An 18,717-nucleotide genomic window follows, 5' to 3' on the forward strand; every position below is an offset into this window, starting at 1 on the left:
CCGTCCAGACCCGTCCCGGAGACGTTGTGTTGTGGGATAATCGACTGTGGCACTCTGCCTTCAAACGCAAGGACGGTCACCCCCGTCGGACGATGTTCATCGGCTATATGCCGGATCCCCAAGATGACCTGCTCGCAATCAAAGACCTTCGGACGACAGTTGAAACTCAAATAAACGAGCAGCAACCGTTCGTCTATAGCAAGGAGATGATGGAAAAGGGCTGTCCTAGGCGCGAGGAGATGGCAGCACGGCTAGAGGAATTGGGCGTGGAAAAGGTGAGAGAATCATAACTCCCCGTCAGGAAAACCTCACGAGAACACCCAAGGAGAGAGGAAAACGATGATCAACAGATCTCGTTCGCTGCGTGTCGGCGTAGTTGGCTGCGGTGGCTTCGGACGCAGCGCTTATATAGACAATGTCGCTGAAAACCCTGATGCCAGTTTGGTCGGACTCTGCGATATCGAGCTGGCACAGGCGGAAACGGCAGCACGTGAAATCTTTGATGAGCGAGGCAAAGAGCCGCGCCCATCACTTTACACAGACTATAAAGCGATGATCGACCAAGAATCCCTCGATGTGGTGATGGTCGGAACAATGGCAGATGTCCGTCCGCGTGTAGCCATTTATGCGTTGAATGCCGGCGCGCATGTCCTTGCTGCCAAGCCGATGGCACCCTCCTTGGCAGAAGCAGAGGAGATGCTTCAAAAGGCAAAGGAAGTGGACAGGATTCTGATGGTTGGCTATAACTTCCGATTCCGCGACGACGCACAAATCGTGCACCGCTTTATCCGTGATGGGGGCATCGGAACACCCCGTTTCGCCCGTGCTTGGTCGTTTGCCGCTAGCGTACCAATCCGCGGATCCCACTATAAAGCGAGATCGGGTGGAGGTTCACTCGCCAGAACGGGGATTCACCCAACGGACTTGGCAATCTGGTTCCTCGGCAACCCACCTCTCATTTCCGTACACGGACGGGCGCTCTCGCGTTTTGCCGACCTTCCCGCGTTGCCTCCTGAATTAGAACCCCTCCGAGGCGACTACGACGACCCAGATCTGGTCAGCGGCTATGTCCACTTCGCCGATGGGGTCACGTTGTCCGTCGAGAGTATGTGGATGGCACCGCCGCAGATCGGCGATCACGGCGTCGAGGTGTGGGGAACGCAAGGCTACGCTTCGGTGACACCGTTACGATTGCTAACTTGGCAGGACGGCGATTACGCCGATGTGACCGAGCAGGTTGCTCCGGGTATTGCTGATTCCTTCCATGACCATTCGAGTAACCGGCTACGCCGCGAGGTTTTTCACTTCATCGACTGCGTTCTTGGCAAATCGACACCCCTTATAACGCCGGAAGAGATGTGGACGGATCAGGCAATCGTCGATGGAATTTACACTACTCACCTGGCAAAATCTAACAAAATCTAACACTTTTCACAAAAATTCTATAAAATTAGGACTTACGCAGTTGGTTCATAAGTCCCCCTGATTTTCCAAAGTCCCCCTGACAAGGGGGATTTAGGGGGTTGGGGGATTTAGGGGGGTAAAAATAAAAAAATCTCGCGCCGCGTGCTGAATTTGCGTAAGTCCTGAAATATCAGGTCTGCGTCAATCAGGACGGGGTTACGCGCCTTCACAGAAACGCCTTCTCTCTCGCTTCCGCCGAGACATCCCACGCCCGGTCATATTCATAGTCGTCCCGACGCTCTAACAGCGCCCGCAAATCGTGCCGCAGCTCCTCCACGGTGGGTCTCCCAACAAACCACCAACCGTTGTAAATCTTGTAAATCTCGCGGTCTCCGTCAAGGACAAAGGTATAGGGGATGGGAATCGGCGAATGGTTGGGATCCGTGTTGTCTACAATGTCTAATTCATTGATCAACGTCCGATCGAGATCGATCAGGAAGGGCCACGTCGCACCGATACGCTCACGAAGTGCCTTCGTTGTTTCCTGATCATCGACTGAGACAGCGATTAACCTACAGTAGTTGACCTCTAATTCGGGCTGTAAGTCCTTTGCATAATTCTCCAACTGGAGAACATCCTTCGGTCAATACGCCCCACGCCAAAAGACCAAGACTGTGGGCCAGCCACGCATTAAATCCTCNNCGTTCAAAGTTTGGGAATTTGTTACCGGATATCATCAAATCTTCACGAATCTTCATCTTACCCTCCAGTCTCATCAAACCACATGAAACCTCATCGGGATTCAAGGATTAACAGGCAGGACTTACGCACTTCGATTGTAGTTGCCCGATTCATCGGGCGTTGGGAACGGTGTCCTGCGACGATGAATCGCCGAACTACAGGGCTTTAACCGTTTAGCTGCGTAAGTCCTAACAGGATTAGAAAAAAAACGCAAGGACGCTATGACGCAGAGAAAAAAAAGAAAAACCTTTGCGCCTTTGCGTTAAAATATTGTTTTCACGTTTCACGCATCACGTTTCACGAGGCTTGCACCTCTTCCCAACGCTCCGTTTCCCATGAGCGTTCAATCACACCCAACACCTTAGCCACAGCCAACGCCTCACGAAAAGCAGGTTCACCTTGGCGTCCATCTCGGATCGACTTCAAGAATTGATAGGATTCGATCATCTTCAAGTCTTCGTAGCCTAAGCCGACACCGGGACCGGGATTGAAATAGGCATGAAACGGGTGTTCAGGACCACTCACGATACGGGTGTAGCCATTAGGCGCATCATCTCTGTCGGAAAGGAACAGATGGAGCTCATTCATGCGCTCAAAGTCCCAACTTAACGCGCCGCGTGTGCCGTGCACCTCAAACGCCATCTGACACTCCGGACCATTTATGACACGACACCCCTCCAACGTACCGTGCGCCCCATTAGAAAATTGTACCAGCGCACCAACATAATCTTCGTTGGTAACTTCTCCCGTCGGACCATCTGTGCGGACAGAAAAATGTGTGCCTTCGCCGGGCGTAGCAAGTGGTCGTTCTGAGAAGAAAGTCTCGCGGTTGCCCACCAAACGGTTGATTGGACCGGCTATCATCTGTGCCATATCAACGACATGCGACATCAGGTCGCCCAAGGTTCCTAACCCCGCCACCTCGCGCTGGAAACGCCATGAAAGCACGGCGTGTGGGTTGCTGGCATAGCCTGCAAAGAAACGTCCGCGATAGTGTGTAAGCCTGCCGAGACGCCCCTCCTCAATCAACTGCCGGGCGTATTGCACGAGCGGGGTCCATCGGTAATTATAGCCCACGCAGGTCAAAACGCCAGCCCGTCGAGCGGCATTTTCGATCGCGGCGGTCTCCTGTGGATTCCGACCGACAGGCTTCTCGCAGAAGATATGCTTCCCCGCTTCGGCAGCCGCTGTCGCAATTTCGAGGTGCATACTGTTTGGTGCGGTGATGTTGACAAGTTGCACCTCCGGATCAGCGATAACCTGTCTCCAATCCGTAGCGTATCGTTCAAAGCCCAAAAACGTCTGCGCTTCACGGGCACGGGCTTCTACCTCATCGGCGCAGATGACTAGGTGCGGCTGAACCCCACAGTCTTGAAAGCGGGTCGGAATCTGTCGGTAGGAGCGGCTGTGCACAGTCCCCATCCACCCCATACCGATGACACCGATACCTATCGTTCGCGTCATAGCTGACCTCAGAATTCAGGGGTTTCTGTTAAGTGCGTTCCAACGCGATTTTGCATATCGTCTTCTCTGCGTCATCGCCGTACCAGAAATGGGCACCATCCCACGTCAAGCCGTGCGGTTCACCGGGACATTCAAAGGAATCGAGAACGTCCCCGGAATTCGGGTCAATTTGGGAGATGATGTGCGTGTCGGTGTCCGCACTCCACAACGATTTACCGTCCCAAGCAATCCCGTGCGGTCGTGTGCCGGGCGATGGAAATTCTGCCAATATTTCCCCCGTCTCAGGAGAGACCTTATAGTGCCGATCTGACTGCACATCGGCACTCCACAGCGATTCGCCATCCCAAGCGAGCCCATGTGGACTCGGTCCCGGCGGTGGAAATGAGGTGACAACTTTCAAATCCGACACGGTTAATTTGTACAGGATTTTTTCTCCGATGTCAGAATACCAGAAATGGCTTCCATCACATTCGAGTCCGCTGGAACCCGATGTAGGTGGATTTACGGTAAGGATAACCTCACCGGTCTGCGGATTAATTTTGTGTAACGTCCCACCACCCTCGACGCTCCAGATGGCACCATCTTGCCAAGCAAGCCCGTTGGTACCTGGTCCCGGACAATTAAAACTGGTTGCGATTGATGCTTTTAACATTGTCAATCTCCTTCCTATGGTTGGGGAACAAAATTTTATCTTCAGCCCCGATTTATGGTAGATTTTAGAATTACTTAGACACTCCCAATACACAGCCAACCCCCTAAATCCCCCAACTCCCCTTGTCTTTCCCCTCTTATCAGAGGGGTTCAGGGGGACTTTGGAAACTTCACGTAGGTCAGAGTTATTGGTACATATCTACCTGTTTTTAGAATTCACTATAGTTGTCAATTACGGTCGTACTACCGATCCATCTGCTTTTCGATCTTCGGCGGCATAATTGGGCACCTTCGCTCGGTCGGCGTCCAGAATTTGCGTCGCCTCCGCCTCGTCAATGTCAATCCCCAGTCCCGGTTGGTCATTGGCGTAGAGGTATCCGCCCTCAAGAATCGCGTGTCCGGGGAAGATATCAAGTTCTTCTTGACTGAAATGGTTTTCCTCCTGAATACCGAAACTCCAACTTGCCAGATCCAAGTGCATTGCCGCCACCTGATTAACAGGATCATTGTCTCCGCCCTCCTGCCAAGCCGTGTTGACACCGAACCATTCACAGAGGGTAGCAATCTTCCGGCACGGGGTGATGCCGCCGCCCTTCGACACTCGCACCCGGACGAAGTCGATCAGCCGCTCGGTGATGAGGGGCGTCCACTCGTGAGGGTTGATGAAAAGTTCACCCATCGCCTGTGGGGTAGTGCACTGCTGCCGAATCAGACGAAACCAATCAATCTGTTCAGGCGAGAGGACATCCTCAAGGAAAAAGAGACGGTAAGGTTCTAGGAGCTTCGACAACGTCACCGCACACTGCGGGCGAAGGTGCTCGTGCACGTCGTGCGTGAGTTTCGGTCCGAACCCCAATTTCGATCGCAGATATTCAAACATCTTCGGGATGCTCTCAATGTATGCCTCATCATCGAAGGCAGGGGCATTAGACCAAGGGTTCTTCGGTTGACCCGCCTTATCGGCGTCAATAAACCCACCACCGCCGTACCCACCAAGCTGACAGCGAATGACCGAATATCCCTCCTCCATATAGCGCCGAATATCATCCTCAAGTTCGGCGAAATCGCCACCGCCAGCATGGGCATAGCACGGCACGGCAGAACGACAAGGACCGCCGAGAAGTTGGTAGACCGGCATCCCAGCCTCTTTCCCCTTGATGTCCCAGAGTGCCATGTCGATGCCGCCCAATGCGGTGTTCGAAATTGCCCCATTCCGCCAGTAACCACTGGTAAGGGTAGACTGCCAGATGTCTTCAATATGCCCAACCTCCCGACCAATCAGACGAGGGGCAATACACTCCTCCACCGCCGTGACGACTGTTTGTGGGTGGTAGTGGTCGCTGGCAGAACCAATACCGTAGAGTCCCGGCTGATCAGTGGTGATCTTCACAATCACCCAAGTCCCATTTACCCGTGTACGAATACATCGTATCTCTTTGATTTTTGCCATAGAAAGTTACCCTTTTTGGTCGTATCTACCACCTTGTTAAAAATAGATTATGATACCTTATGGTTACATGCTACCTACCGACATACAGAACTATAAATTCAACCGTTACAATTATCTCTAACATACCCCACTTGGAGTACCTTGTCAACAAGAAATTGTGCTTATACTTACAAATCCATCCCACATTTTTTCCTTGATTATTTTCTTAGAATCGCCTATCATTTCCTTGTTTTCACCCCTGTTTTCACGAGGGTAAGTTCGGACAGACCTGAAGATCCAACAATCAAAAGTGAAAGGAGACACAAAAGATGGTCTTGACTTTTTTGGATAAACATCGAGACATCGGTTTATTAATCCTTCGGATCGGATTTGGGTGTCTGTTCCTCTTTCATGGGCTTCCGAAATTGTTCGGCGGTCCTGAGAAATGGGAAAGGCTCGGTGGAGCGATGGCAACTCTTGGCATTACATTTCTACCGGCGTTTTGGGGATTCATGGCTGCAATTTCGGAGGCTTTGGGGGGCATCTGTCTCATCCTCGGCTTATTTATTAGACCCGCCTGTATCCTTTTGACAATAACGATGTTAGTCGCTGCTGTAAGTCATCTGGGTCGCGGGGAGGGTTTGGGTGGCGCTGCGCATGCGCTCAAAGCCGCCATCGTTTTTCTGAGCTTGATTCTGATTGGGCCTGGTAAGTACAGCCTCGATGAAAAACTGAGTTCTGATAGCAGCGATGACGCATAATACTGTTTGATACACAGGGAAAATTAGATGGCAGAAAGAGATTACTATGAAGTCCTTGGGGTGAATCGGAACGCTTCTCCAGAGGAGATTAAGCGTGCCTACCGCAAGGTCGCGCTGCAGCATCATCCCGATAAAAACCCGGGAGATAAAACAGCAGAAGAGAAATTTAAAGAAGCCTCAAATGCTTACGACGTGCTATCGGATCCAGAGAAGCGGAAGATCTACGACATACGTGGGCACGCGGGTGTTCATAACGCTGGATTTCAAGGGTACACGAACTTTGAGGACATTTTCACCAATTTTGGAGACATCTTTGGGCGTGAGGTCTTTGGGAATTTCGGTGATGTCTTCGGAGATGTATTCAGCAGGGAAAACCCCACCGGTTTCGGTCCACAACGCCGCGGTAATCTACGAACAAAATTGACAATCCCGTTTGAGGAATCGATACTGGGTGCGGAAAAGCGGATTCAGGTGAACGACCGAACCCTTACTATTAAGATTCCCGCGGGGATAAAAGATGGTCAATCATTGCGCCTTACCGGTCAAGGAGACCTGACTGCGAGTGGACAGCGCGGCTCACTGATTGTGAAAATCGCCGTTCAACCGCACCCGAATTTTAAGCGCGAGAATCTAGATCTCGTGACCCAAGTTACGGTGCCTTTCACACGTGCAACCTTGGGCGGTAAAGTGCGTGTGCCAACCCTGAAGGGAGATATTGATCTGAAGATTCCTGCGGGGACGCAGCCGGACCAACAGTTGAGGGTCCGCGGGGCTGGTGTTGTCGATTCGTCGAAGCGCAAAGGCGATCTACGCGTCCAGATCAAAATCGAAATCCCACGTTCATTGACAAGAAAACAGAAGGAATTATTAAAAGAACTAGAGAAAAACTTATAATTCAGTAATAGGTGAGTGGCAGGGCGGTGAAATGTTTGACTGCGCCACTCACCTATTACACATTACGACAAATAGGCGGTTAAATGAACCCAGAGAAAACCTTAGTCTTAATTAAACCAGATGGCGTTCAACGCGGACTCATCGGCGAAATCATCGCCCGCTTTGAGCGCAAGGGGCTTAGACTCGTAGGACTTAAATTACTCCAACTCCCAAAAGATCGAGCGGATCAACTCTACGCGCCACATCAGGGAAAGTTTTTTTACGACTACCTCATCCAATTTATGACTTCGACGCCGATCGTGGCGATTGCCCTTGAGGGACGAGATGCTATCGAACTCGTGCGTCTAGTAAACGGGGCAACAAGACCCAACGAATCCCAACCCGGCAGTATCCGTGGCGATTTCTCGATCGATATCACTCACAACGTTGTCCACGCTTCAGATTCCCCTGAGAACGCGGAACGTGAGTTAGACATTCTATTTGATCCAAGCGAACTTGTTGACTATCCACGAATTGATGACGCGATTCTTTATAGCCCGGACCTGTAGTCCACTCAGGTTGCGTCAAGTGTAACGAAGCAGCATCGCAGAGGGAAAATCGTGGCTCAAAATAACAATCTACTTTTCAGTACCGACGATTGGGTTGAAATCTACCGCACGACAGACGAGTGGGAATCAAACCTAATTCAGACAATGCTCGGCAATAAACAGATTCGTTGCCGCCCTGAATACATACGGAACGCTGATAGGCAACGTCAGATTATCCTTTTCGTCGATCCTGAGGACCTAGTTGATGCCTTAGAAATCGTTAGTCAAACCGGTCTAGCAATAACGAATAAGGAATACGAAAATCAGCATACAGATGATGAAAGTGATCCCAATCTAGAACGCGACGCAAGGACCTCGGAAAGCGATCTTCCACAACCAACGCCAACAGCGGGAACAGCAACTATAATTGCGGAGCGCGAGGGGATTGGCAAAATCGCCCATTACATCGGACGGGGATATGAACTGCAAGTTGGACCAACGCCGTATTATATGGTCGAAGAAGACCGATGGGAAGAGTTTACCGATTTTAGTGCCCAACGCCAAGAGTTCTCAATTCTCATTAGGCACGAGTATCCGAATCTGTCCCTATGGCTTAAACGAGAGAAGTTATTTGCAGAATTTACCCATTTAGTGGAAGCCACTTACCGTGATGTGCCGCCAGCCCGTTCGGAAAACCGTCAACAAACTGAATCTGCGTCTGACAGCACTGGTGCGACTGAAGTTCAAATTAACCGTCTTGCCAAGTTCGGGCTATGGGTATCGTTGGTTTCCCTCCTAGGCGTAATTGTTCAACTACCGTGGTACGCCAGTATGATTCTCGCCCTACTTGCTGCAGTCACCTGCTGCATCGCAAAATATCAGATCGATCGCAGCAATGGAACACTTAAAGGAAATCTAATCGCTTTTCTAGCAATTATTATCGCTTGCATTGTGATTGCCATAGCTTGGAGACAACGCCAGCCGAGCCTACCAGAATCATCGGATTTGCAATCCGCCTTCCAACCCCATCAAGCAGACACCCGTTACAACACGCAACTGGGGAGCAAAATATGGCTGCTTGTGTCATAGTTTTCGTGAAAAATCCTGTTCCCGGTCAAGTTAAAACCCGTCTTACACCTTATCTTTCGCCAGAGCAGGCTGCGTCACTATATCGGGCGTTCCTCGTCGATTGGTGCAATGCCCTTTCCACAATCTCTACAGCCCACCATGTAATTGCCTATACGCCACCCGAAGGCTTGAGTGCCTTACAAACCCTAATCGGTGAAGATCCGGTTTATATACCTCAAGTAGACGCATCGCTGGGCGAACGCTTAATTGCCGCTGCGCGTTGGGCGTGTAATCAGGGATATACGAAATTTTTATTCGTGGGATCAGATAGCCCAACGCTACCACCCCAGTATGTCGAACACACACTCGATTTACTAGAATCGCGCGACATCGTCATCGGTCCCAGTGTGGACGGTGGCTACTACCTGATTGGCTTTTCAAAGCATGGGGCGTCTTTGTCGATTCCCACCATCTTTGAGGGAATCGCATGGAGCACCGAGGTCGTCTTTCGTCAAACACTTGGGAAAATTCAGGCGGTTAATGCGCGATTGGGGTTGCTGCCGCCATGGTACGATGTAGATACCCCCACAGGACTGCAGCTATTACGGGATCATCTGTTTGGGATGCACCTTGCAGGGGAAAGCAGCCCCGCACCTCAAACATATAGCAAATTAACAGAGTGGTTCTAAGTTACCAAAACAGGAAAGGTTTGATAGTAACTTTATATCCTAACTATCGTTTTACATACTACGATTAGCGTTTTAGTGGTGTGGATTACAGGGATAAGAATTGGTCGCTTACCAAGGCTTAATTCATGTTACACACATCTTGTCTTGCGAGGTTTATTGCATCATTTTTCGGCTTGACGAAGGTTGAGAGATCGGGTATTATTTCATCCTGTTTGCAATAGATTATATAAAAAAATAAAGGATTTGTTATGGGACTCAAAGAACAGTTAAATGAAGATATGAAGCAGGCGATGAAAGCGAAAGACAAAAATCGTCTGTCTGCAATTCGCATGGTGCGCGGTGCTGTCCGGGATAAGGAAATCAATAGTAAGGTTGAGTTGGATGATGACGGCGTTTTAGAGGTAATTGCTAGCCAGATTAAGAAACGGAAGGATGCACTAGAACAGTTGCGTAAATCCAATCGCGATGACCTCGTTGATGCCGAAATGGAACAGATTAAGGCATTGCAAGAATTCCTCCCTGCCCAACTTTCGATGGAAGAAATCGAAGCCGCCGTCATAGGTGCGATTGAGGAGCTAGGAGCGACATCAATGCGAGATATGGGCAAAGTCATGGGCACACTCGTTCCGCAGTTGAGAGGCAAAGCAGACAACTCGGTTATCAGCCAAATTGTCAAGCAGAAATTGAGCTAGCGCGATGAACGACCAAACCACTATCCTCGTTGTTGATCCGGACCAACGACAGCGCGAAATGATTTGTCTCACGCTTGAGCGCGAAAGGTTGCATGTGCTCGCGACTCGCACAATGTATGAGGCGTTAGACCGCATCGAACGATTAGATATTGATATTCTGATCGCCCCACTCATAGGAGAACGATTTGATGGACTCAAACTCTTTGAAGCCGCCTACGAGCGGAATCCCGATGTCGGCGCGATCTTCATCACAGCGTCAAACGTCCTAGAAACCGAAGTTGGCATTAAAGCCACGGTTCACATGGGGGCAAGCTATCTTCTACCTAAACCCTTCAACCCCGCCCAACTGATAGCCCTCCTCCACAGGATACTTGAAAATCAGCGACTCACCCTAGAAAATCGACAATTACAATCCCAGATTGATGAGCGGGTCGGGCTCATCCAATTAACAGGGCATTCACCGAGGATCCAAGAGATTCGAGATCTTATTGCACAGGTCGCCCCAACAAAAGCAACCGTCATGATCCGCGGGGAACGCGGCACTGGGAAAGAACTGGTCGCCCGCGCTATACACCACCGAAGTTTACGGCGGGGTCCCCTCGTTATATTTAACTGTGCAGCCCTGAACGAAGGCCTTGCGGAATCCGAACTCTTTGGACATGAACGAGGCGCGTTTACAGGCGCGTACCAGACACGGCAAGGACGATTTGAAGCAGCGCACGGAGGAACGTTATTTCTCGATGAAGTGGGACAATTAAGTTTATCAAACCAAGCAAGACTCTTACGAGTGCTTGCCGAGAAGGAGTTTCAGCGCGTCGGTGGGAATGAATTAATAGAGATCGATGTTCGCGTTATTTGTGCAACGAATCGCAATCTGGAAAAGGCGGTAGAACAGGAAAAGTTTCTACCGGATCTTTACGATCGCCTGAACGTAATCCGAATCTCTCTACCACCTCTCCGTGAACGAAGCGAGGATATTCCACTCCTAGTCAAAACCTTTACAGAAGAATTTTGCCGGGAAAACCGGATGATGACGAAGGGCATGACTTCCCGCGCAATGCACGTGTTGATGAAATATGACTGGCAGGGAAATGTGCGAGAGTTGAGAAACTGTATAGAGGGTATGGTCATTATGTCGAACCAACTAGAACTCGATATTGATGATATTCCGGAGCACATTCTCAAATCCGCCGGCGTCAGTTCACCTGTTATCCTCTCCGCTCCCACCGTTATAGATACTGGCGTGGCAGCGCTGCCTTCATCAGGATTGCAGGTTGAAGTGGGAATGTCAATGGCAGAAATTGAGAAGGAAGTTATTCGATCGACACTCCAATATGCTGGCAATAACAGAGCAAAAGCTGCAAAAAGATCAAGGAACATAATTTGTGCGACGAATAGTTAATTCAACCTCTGTTTCAATTTGTGTCCAATTTGCTCTGGGCAATGCTCACCTCTTTGCAGCGAGTGACGATTTCAACAGCGATAGTGGAACTCCGGGTATCTTTGGCGCAATTCTTGGTGTTGTGGTCCCGGCGCTGATCGTCATTGCCATCGGAGGCGGTATCTATGTCTGGTTGCGTCGGAAAAAAACCTCGTTGACTGACCTATTTCCACGGCGACGGACACATACAAATTGGGATATATCATCATCAACACACACATCTCCCCCGTTATCTTCGATGCCACCCCGTGGCACCGGGCGCATCGACAGATTCGACCCATTGACCGAACCAGATAACCCATTAGATCAGGAGGAATTTACCCTTGAGTCTATTGCATTCGCAGAACTAGAACGTGCACTAGTCTTGCGCGAGTCGAACCGTATCCAAGAATACTACGAAGCAATTGCGATAATTATCAAACAGTATGTGGGGGAAAAATATCAAACCAAGAGCCTAGATGCTACTACAGGACAAATCCTATCCGCGCTCCCCAACGGCTTGACCGATAGCGTTACGGATCACGTCGGTGAGATTCTCCTATCTTGCGATATGGTTCAATTTTCTAGGCATCGCCCCTCCCGTTCAGAATTGGACCGCATCTATCAGACAGCGCGGGAGTTTCTTGAAAGCCAAATTGTTGGGACCTCCATTGAAGCAGATGAAGTTGAAGTGGAGGAAGAAGTGGATGAAGATAACGAGATGTATAGGCATTACAGGAGACGGCTTCAAGACTGAATCTCGGTGTTCGCCTGAATCAAGGAGCAAGGATGAGAGAATCTGATCTGACCGCGTTGAACGAAAGGATTCAGGAGACGAGTGCCTTCGTTGAAGAGATCTTTGAAGAAATTCGGAAGGCTATCATCGGACAGAAATATATGATCGAGCGGATGATTATCGGATTGCTCTGCAACGGTCATATCCTGTTAGAGGGTGTTCCCGGCCTCGCCAAGACAACCGCTGTCCAAGCGCTTTCCAGCACGATTGCCGTCTCTTTCAAACGCCTTCAATTTACCCCTGACCTTCTGCCCGCCGATCTGATCGGCACCCAAATCTATAACCAACGTTCAGGCGATTTTTATGTCAAAAAGGGTCCCATTTTCGCTAACCTTGTTCTCGCCGACGAGATTAACCGTGCACCCGCCAAAGTGCAAAGCGCACTCCTCGAAGCGATGCAAGAACGTCAGGTCACAATCGGTGATGAAACCTACCCGCTCGACCCACCATTCCTCGTTCTAGCAACCCAAAACCCAATCGAGCAAGAGGGAACGTATCCTCTACCAGAAGCGCAGGTAGACCGGTTCATGCTTAAATTGCAGGTGACCTATCCCTCACGGACGGAAGAACTTTCCATCCTACGGCAACTCACACGCGAAGACCCCCAACCGATTCAACAAGTCATATCGCCCCAAGAAATTCTCCAACTTCGTACAACAGTCCGTGAAATCTACATGGACGAGAAGATCGAAAACTATATTGTCGACCTCGTCTGCGCTACCCGCGAGCCGGCAAGGTATCAACTGGATCAACTGACAGATCTCATCGAATACGGCGCATCGCCACGGGCGACGATCTTCCTCGCAACGGCTGCCAAAGCCCACGCCTTCCTCTGTCATCGCGGGTATGTAACGCCAGAAGATGTCTACGCAGTGGGCATGGATGTCCTTAGACACCGCGTTATCGTCAGCTACGAAGCGGAGGCGGAAGAAATCTCCTCCGAACAGATTATCAAACAGGTTTTTGAAGGGGTCGAAGTGCCTTAACAGAAAGTCGTATGATTTTAGTCGCCTTTATAGTGAATTCAAAAAATAAATAGACATTTTCGCCCCCGGTAGGTGCGGTTGGAAACCGCACCGGTTTGGAGTGTCTCATTAATCCTTAAGGTCCACTATAATTCCTTTGCGTAAGTCCCAATTCTGGAAACATTCTCTCCCAAAAGGAGAGGTCCCCCATGAAAAAAGACGCGTTGACAGCCATTTTTTTCTGTGCTTTGGTTTTGTTTTTAGTTGCCCCTTCTGCCGCACTAGTTTTGGATTTTGAAAATCCAGAACAGTTAAACCAATTGGAAGTCCTACGCGAAACTGATGGTCGCTGGAAATCTATGAATAATGTCGATGATCCGTTCCAATTAGAGATTGTAGATGGTGCGCTGCGATTCACATCAGGTGGAATGTGGAACCTTATTGCGATAAAAGATCTCCAATTTACCCATGGAACGATATACTATAAAATGAAATGGCTAGAAGGAGGGTGGTGTCAGATTGGAGCGTTTTATCGGCTACAAGAGACACCGCATCTTCCACATTATCAAGTAACCCTGTCCGCTGAACTTCAACCAGACAGGAAACCTGAAGGGCTGAAGTGGCTGGATTGTGAAGTAGTTATGTGGAATGGCCTGTCTAGTAGACAAAGTACCACGAAGCCGATACAGGGATGGGACAGGGAACCCGTGAACCAGTGGTTCGAGGTTAAAATCGAAGTCAAAAGCGGTGAACACATTGTATTTGCGGGACCCGAAGACCAACTAGAGAAAGTTGTCGAGATAAAGGTAGAAACGCAAGGCAAAGGAAGGGTTGGTTTGTTAACCTACAGCCCGACACGCGAGGTTGTGCTGATTGATGATTTTGAAATAATACAGTCGGCGTTTGCTGTAGAAATGCACAAGACTTTAGCAAACACGTGGGGACAGATAAAAGCATCTCAATAGTTGGCACGCTGACATTTTGCTGTCGTCAATTCGGAAAACGCTGTAATCGTTGGGCTACCCGTCAAAAACCGAGGTGGGTAATATGAAATTAATCCAAGATGCAAGCAAAAACCTAATTTCTGTTCTCCTCATCCAAAAGTTCCTCCAACTCCTCTAGGAAATCCACCGCGTCATCCTCATCTCCGTCGCTCTCTCCTTGTCCTTCTAGTCCCTCTTCCACCGATTCCAGATCTGACCGAAACTCAATCAGGTTACTCAAATAACGTTCACGGGTGACGTTTTCTGCGTCCCCATAATTCTCACGCAAACACTCACCACAGAATTTTCCGATCTGTTGAATTCCTAAATTGACCTGATCCAATGCACCTGGGCGGTCCTCCTCCATTAGACGCAGTTCAGCGTTCGCCATGCTATTCATCATGAGCATATAGCCCTTATACTGGTAACTTTCCCACGCAATCTCAGAAGGGGCAAATTCCTTTGCCATATTCGTAACGGCAAGGTTTGTGTTGGTGTCGCGTTTGACATCTGCCCACCGTTTAATCCCCGCGAACAACAGATAACGGGTATACCTATCGTACGATTCTCGGAATAAGACACGCCAATCCTCCGGTGTTAAACCAAATCCCTCATCGCTACCGTGCTGCTGTTTATAATCCTCAAGTTGTTCGCAGAAGTATTCATAGTAGGACTCCCGCCCATGGGGTCTCTTGCCATCGGGGCGACCGGAGGTGTAGATACGCGAAATTGTGAACGCATTTGATTGCACTACAACAACCTCTTTCCCTTCCGCCAACTTTAAGACCTTTATTGGGTGAGCGACATCAAACGCTAAACTATCCAAAATCTCATCAAGTGCACGCACCAGACGTGTGTTTCTTTCAACCTGATTCGTTGCCATTTTTATCTCCTTCCTATCAATATGTAGTATGCCATGTTATATTGCTAGAGCTAAGGACATGCTGTAAAATTTCCCAAGAATTATCTTCTTCTATTTCTTCATGCTTTATGCTTTACCCTTCACGTTCAATAATAATCTTGCAGCGGAGTCACAGTAATCTCGCCACGACGGAGCGCCTCAATACCATTGATTGCCGCTGACGCACCTGCGATTGTAGAAAATAGGGTAATCCCGTAATCAATTGCCATTTGCCGAATTAATTCCTCGTTCGGACGATGTGCATAGCCGGTAGGCGTGTTGATAATGAGATCGACAGCGTTGTTTTTAACATAATCGTGGATGGTCGGGCGCCCTTTGCCGATACTATGAACCAGTGTCACTTCCATGCCGTTGCGACGAAGTACCTTCGCTGTGCCGTGCGTAGCAATCAGTTGAAATCCCAGATCAACTAGCTTTTTAGCGATGAAGATGATGGCACGCTTATCCTTATTTTTCACGCTGATGAACGCATGACCGTCGAGAGGTAATCCATAGCCGACCGCCTGTTGCGCTTTGGCAAAAGCAATGCTCAGGTCTGCATCAATCCCCATCACCTCGCCTGTCGATTTCATCTCAGGACCGAGTTGGGAATTTGCCCCCGGAAAACGGTTGAACGGAAACACAGGTGCCTTTACTGAAAAATAATCCGGCTCGATCTCGTTCGTAAATCCAAGTTCTTCAAGAGTCCTTCCCGCCATGATGCGGGCGGCGAGTTTTGCTAACGGCACCCCAATGGTCTTGCTTACAAACGGCACGGTCCGCGACGCACGGGGGTTGACCTCTAACACATAAATCTCATCGTTTTTTATCGCATACTGTATATTCATCAACCCGCGCACGTTGAGTGCCTTTGCAAGCGCGTCAGTATACTCTTTGAGCGTATTGATCTGCTCTTCAACAAGGGTGTAAGGCGGTAACACACAGTCGCTATCTCCAGAGTGGATCCCTGCTTCTTCGATATGTTCCATGATACCGCCGACAACGGTGAGGTTCCCGTCGGAAATCGCATCAACATCAACTTCGATTGCATCTTCCAAATACTTGTCAATTAGCACAGGATGTTCGGGTGAGGCTGCGACCGCCGAATCCATATATGCTTCCAGTGCATCTTGATCATAGACAATCTGCATCGCCCGTCCCCCCAAAACATACGAAGGACGCACCATCACCGGATATCCAAGCGCTGCGGCGATTGGCGTGGCTTCTTTGACTGAAGTTGCCGTACCATTTGGGGGCTGCTTCAAGCCAAGTCCATCAAGCAACTCTGTGAACTGCTTCCGATCTTCAGATCGCGCAATATCCTCTGGGCTTGTCCCGATAATCGGAACACCCGCTTTCTGGAGCCCGAGCGCAAGATTCAAGGGTGTTTGCCCGCCAAGCTGCACGATAACCCCATCCGGCTTTTCCCGATCAACGATGTTTAACACATTTTCGTGCGTGAGCGGTTCAAAGTAGAGTCGATCCGAGGTGTCGTAATCCGTGCTCACGGTTTCGGGATTGCTGTTGACCATAATGGTCTCATAGTTATCCTCTTTAAGTGCGAGCGCCGCGTGAACGCAACAATAATCGAACTCAATCCCTTGACCTATTCGGTTCGGACCACTTCCCAAAATTAAGATCTTCTTTTTCTGGCTGGGTCTGACCTCATCCTCCATGCCATAGGTAGAATAGTAGTAAGGCGTCTCCGCTTCAAACTCCGCAGCACAGGTATCCACCGTCTTAAACGTGGCTTCAATCCCGTGCTCTTTCCGCAGCCCTCGGATGCTTGCTTCAGAGGCGTTCCAAAGTTCCCCTATCTGCCGGTCCGAGAATCCATACTGCTTTGCTTTGCGAAGCAGGAAAACGGACGAATCAGGCAGAGCGTCCAGATTGCTCTCGCTTCCGGCTCTCCGAATTTCTTCCTCGAAATCGATAATCTCCTTTATATTATACAGGAAAAATGGATCGATGTGTGTATATCCGTGAATCTGATCGATACTCATTCCGCCTTGGAAAGCCTGTTTGATATAAAGGATGCGCTCCATATTGGGGATGGTCAACTTCTGTGGAAGTTCTGAGACCGGCAATTTCTGCAGGGGTTGGCTGTCAAGTCCCGCCCAACCGTTTTCCAACGATCTCAACCCTTTCTGCAATGATTCCTTGAACGTCCGTCCGATTGCCATCGCTTCACCCACGGACTTCATCATCGTCGTCAATGTCTCATCGGTGCCAGCGAATTTCTCAAACGCCCAACGCGGAATCTTTGTCACGACGTAATCAATGGTCGGCTCAAACGACGCAGGGGTTTTGCGCGTAATATCGTTGGGTAACTCGTCAAGCGTATAACCGACAGCTAACTTGGCTGCGATCTTCGCTATCGGAAATCCAGTTGCTTTCGAGGCGAGCGCAGAACTCCGAGAAACCCGCGGGTTCATTTCAATCACAACCTGTTTCCCTGTATCTGGATCGACCGCAAACTGGATATTTGAGCCACCGGTGTCCACCCCAATTTCACGAATGATCTTAATCGCCGCATTCCGCATCTGTTGATACTCTTTGTCCGTTAAGGTTTGGGCAGGTGCAACCGTAATGCTATCGCCTGTGTGAACTCCCATCGCATCGAAATTCTCAATAGAACAGATAATCACGACGTTATCCGTTCCATCCCGCATGACCTCAAGTTCGAATTCTTTCCAACCGATTACCGACTCTTCGATTAACACCTCGTTGACTGGACTCAACCCCAATCCGTACTCGACCATATCCCGAAACTCTTCGATATTGTAAGCAATACCGCCGCCTGTACCGCCGAGCGTAAACGCAGGTCGAATAATTGCTGGGTAACCGATCTCCTCAACGACGGTAATCGCCTCGTCATACGTATGAGCTATGCCACTTTTTGGCACCGCCAAGCCGATGTGCTGCATTGCCCTTTTGAATAGATCACGATCCTCCGCTTTCTGGATGGCGGGAAGTTTCGCACCAATCAACTCGACCCCGTACTTATCCAACACACCCGATTCAGCAAGTTCAACAGAGACATTCAGTCCTGTCTGTCCACCCAAAGTTGGGAGTAAGGCTTGGGGGCGCTCTTGAGCAATAATTCGTTCGGCGATATCTGCGCTAATCGGTTCAACATAGGTTCGGTCTGCAAGCTCCGTGTCCGTCATAATCGTTGCCGGATTACTGTTGACAAGGACAACCTCATACCCTTCCTCCTTCAAGGATTTACACGCCTGAGTGCCCGAATAGTCAAACTCACAGGCTTGACCGATAATAATCGGGCCGGAGCCGATAATTAGGATCTTTTTGATGTCAGTTCGCTTTGGCAT

General features: G+C 49.6%; 18 protein-coding genes. 12 read left to right on the forward strand and 6 right to left on the reverse strand.

Features of this window, described 5'->3' with window-relative positions; all coding sequences use genetic code 11:
* Nucleotides 1-290, forward strand: a 290-nt coding sequence (locus J4G02_06400; GenBank protein MCE2394209.1) for a hypothetical protein, incomplete at its 5' end; no start/stop codon positions are given.
* A 49-nt stretch (nucleotides 291-339) separates the two neighbouring features.
* Nucleotides 340-1,425 carry a Gfo/Idh/MocA family oxidoreductase gene (locus J4G02_06405; protein ID MCE2394210.1) on the forward strand — a complete coding sequence of 362 codons (1,086 nt, stop codon included), beginning with the start codon at nucleotides 340-342 and terminating at the stop codon, nucleotides 1,423-1,425.
* 205 nt (nucleotides 1,426-1,630) lie between these two features.
* On the opposite strand, the gene J4G02_06410 is transcribed toward J4G02_06405, so the two are convergent.
* The 4 genes from J4G02_06410 to J4G02_06425 form a co-directional block, all read right to left on the reverse strand.
* Nucleotides 1,631-2,029: a redoxin domain-containing protein gene (locus J4G02_06410; protein ID MCE2394211.1), complete on the reverse strand. Its 399-nt coding sequence runs from the start codon at nucleotides 2,027-2,029 to the stop codon at nucleotides 1,631-1,633.
* Between the two features lie 413 nt (nucleotides 2,030-2,442).
* Nucleotides 2,443-3,609, reverse strand: a complete 1,167-nt coding sequence (locus J4G02_06415; protein MCE2394212.1) for a Gfo/Idh/MocA family oxidoreductase — start codon at nucleotides 3,607-3,609, stop codon at nucleotides 2,443-2,445.
* A 28-nt stretch (nucleotides 3,610-3,637) separates the two neighbouring features.
* Complete coding sequence (locus J4G02_06420) at nucleotides 3,638-4,261, reverse strand: hypothetical protein (protein MCE2394213.1); 624 nt, start codon at nucleotides 4,259-4,261, stop codon at nucleotides 3,638-3,640.
* Nucleotides 4,262-4,492: 231 nt separating this feature from the next.
* Nucleotides 4,493-5,710 (reverse strand): mandelate racemase, encoded by a 1,218-nt coding sequence (locus tag J4G02_06425; GenBank protein MCE2394214.1) that lies wholly within the window; start codon nucleotides 5,708-5,710, stop codon nucleotides 4,493-4,495.
* Nucleotides 5,711-6,018: 308 nt separating this feature from the next.
* Here J4G02_06425 and J4G02_06430 point away from each other — a divergent pair, with 308 nt between their 5' ends.
* From J4G02_06430 to J4G02_06475, 10 genes are all read left to right on the forward strand, one after another.
* The gene (locus J4G02_06430) at nucleotides 6,019-6,450 is read left to right on the forward strand and encodes a DoxX family protein (GenBank protein ID MCE2394215.1); all 432 of its coding nucleotides are present in this window, start codon (nucleotides 6,019-6,021) and stop codon (nucleotides 6,448-6,450) included.
* Nucleotides 6,451-6,477: 27 nt separating this feature from the next.
* Nucleotides 6,478-7,344 carry a DnaJ domain-containing protein gene (locus J4G02_06435; GenBank protein MCE2394216.1) on the forward strand — a complete coding sequence of 289 codons (867 nt, stop codon included), beginning with the start codon at nucleotides 6,478-6,480 and terminating at the stop codon, nucleotides 7,342-7,344.
* Nucleotides 7,345-7,427: 83 nt separating this feature from the next.
* Complete coding sequence (ndk, locus tag J4G02_06440; protein MCE2394217.1) at nucleotides 7,428-7,892, forward strand: nucleoside-diphosphate kinase; 465 nt, start codon at nucleotides 7,428-7,430, stop codon at nucleotides 7,890-7,892.
* Nucleotides 7,893-7,943: 51 nt separating this feature from the next.
* Complete coding sequence (locus tag J4G02_06445) at nucleotides 7,944-8,960, forward strand: hypothetical protein (GenBank protein MCE2394218.1); 1,017 nt, start codon at nucleotides 7,944-7,946, stop codon at nucleotides 8,958-8,960.
* Nucleotides 8,942-9,628: a TIGR04282 family arsenosugar biosynthesis glycosyltransferase gene (locus tag J4G02_06450; protein MCE2394219.1), complete on the forward strand. Its 687-nt coding sequence runs from the start codon at nucleotides 8,942-8,944 to the stop codon at nucleotides 9,626-9,628. Before J4G02_06445 ends, J4G02_06450 begins: the two co-directional genes overlap by 19 nt.
* Nucleotides 9,629-9,876: 248 nt before the next feature.
* Nucleotides 9,877-10,320 (forward strand): GatB/YqeY domain-containing protein, encoded by a 444-nt coding sequence (locus J4G02_06455; GenBank protein ID MCE2394220.1) that lies wholly within the window; start codon nucleotides 9,877-9,879, stop codon nucleotides 10,318-10,320.
* Nucleotides 10,321-10,324: 4 nt separating this feature from the next.
* The gene (locus J4G02_06460; protein MCE2394221.1) at nucleotides 10,325-11,722 is read left to right on the forward strand and encodes a sigma-54-dependent Fis family transcriptional regulator; all 1,398 of its coding nucleotides are present in this window, start codon (nucleotides 10,325-10,327) and stop codon (nucleotides 11,720-11,722) included.
* Nucleotides 11,706-12,497 (forward strand): hypothetical protein, encoded by a 792-nt coding sequence (locus tag J4G02_06465; protein ID MCE2394222.1) that lies wholly within the window; start codon nucleotides 11,706-11,708, stop codon nucleotides 12,495-12,497. Before J4G02_06460 ends, J4G02_06465 begins: the two co-directional genes overlap by 17 nt.
* A 32-nt stretch (nucleotides 12,498-12,529) precedes the next feature.
* Nucleotides 12,530-13,522: an AAA family ATPase gene (locus J4G02_06470; GenBank protein ID MCE2394223.1), complete on the forward strand. Its 993-nt coding sequence runs from the start codon at nucleotides 12,530-12,532 to the stop codon at nucleotides 13,520-13,522.
* 188 nt (nucleotides 13,523-13,710) lie between these two features.
* The gene (locus J4G02_06475; protein MCE2394224.1) at nucleotides 13,711-14,466 is read left to right on the forward strand and encodes a hypothetical protein; all 756 of its coding nucleotides are present in this window, start codon (nucleotides 13,711-13,713) and stop codon (nucleotides 14,464-14,466) included.
* A gap of 112 nt (nucleotides 14,467-14,578) precedes the next feature.
* Here the strand turns inward: J4G02_06475 and J4G02_06480 are convergent, their stop codons facing one another.
* Both J4G02_06480 and carB read right to left on the reverse strand, forming a co-directional pair.
* Complete coding sequence (locus tag J4G02_06480; protein ID MCE2394225.1) at nucleotides 14,579-15,367, reverse strand: DNA helicase UvrBC; 789 nt, start codon at nucleotides 15,365-15,367, stop codon at nucleotides 14,579-14,581.
* A 125-nt stretch (nucleotides 15,368-15,492) separates the two neighbouring features.
* The gene (gene carB, locus J4G02_06485) at nucleotides 15,493-18,717 is read right to left on the reverse strand and encodes a carbamoyl-phosphate synthase large subunit (protein MCE2394226.1); all 3,225 of its coding nucleotides are present in this window, start codon (nucleotides 18,715-18,717) and stop codon (nucleotides 15,493-15,495) included.

Source organism: Candidatus Poribacteria bacterium, assembly GCA_021295755.1.
Lineage (GTDB): Bacteria > Poribacteria > WGA-4E > WGA-4E > PCPOR2b > PCPOR2b.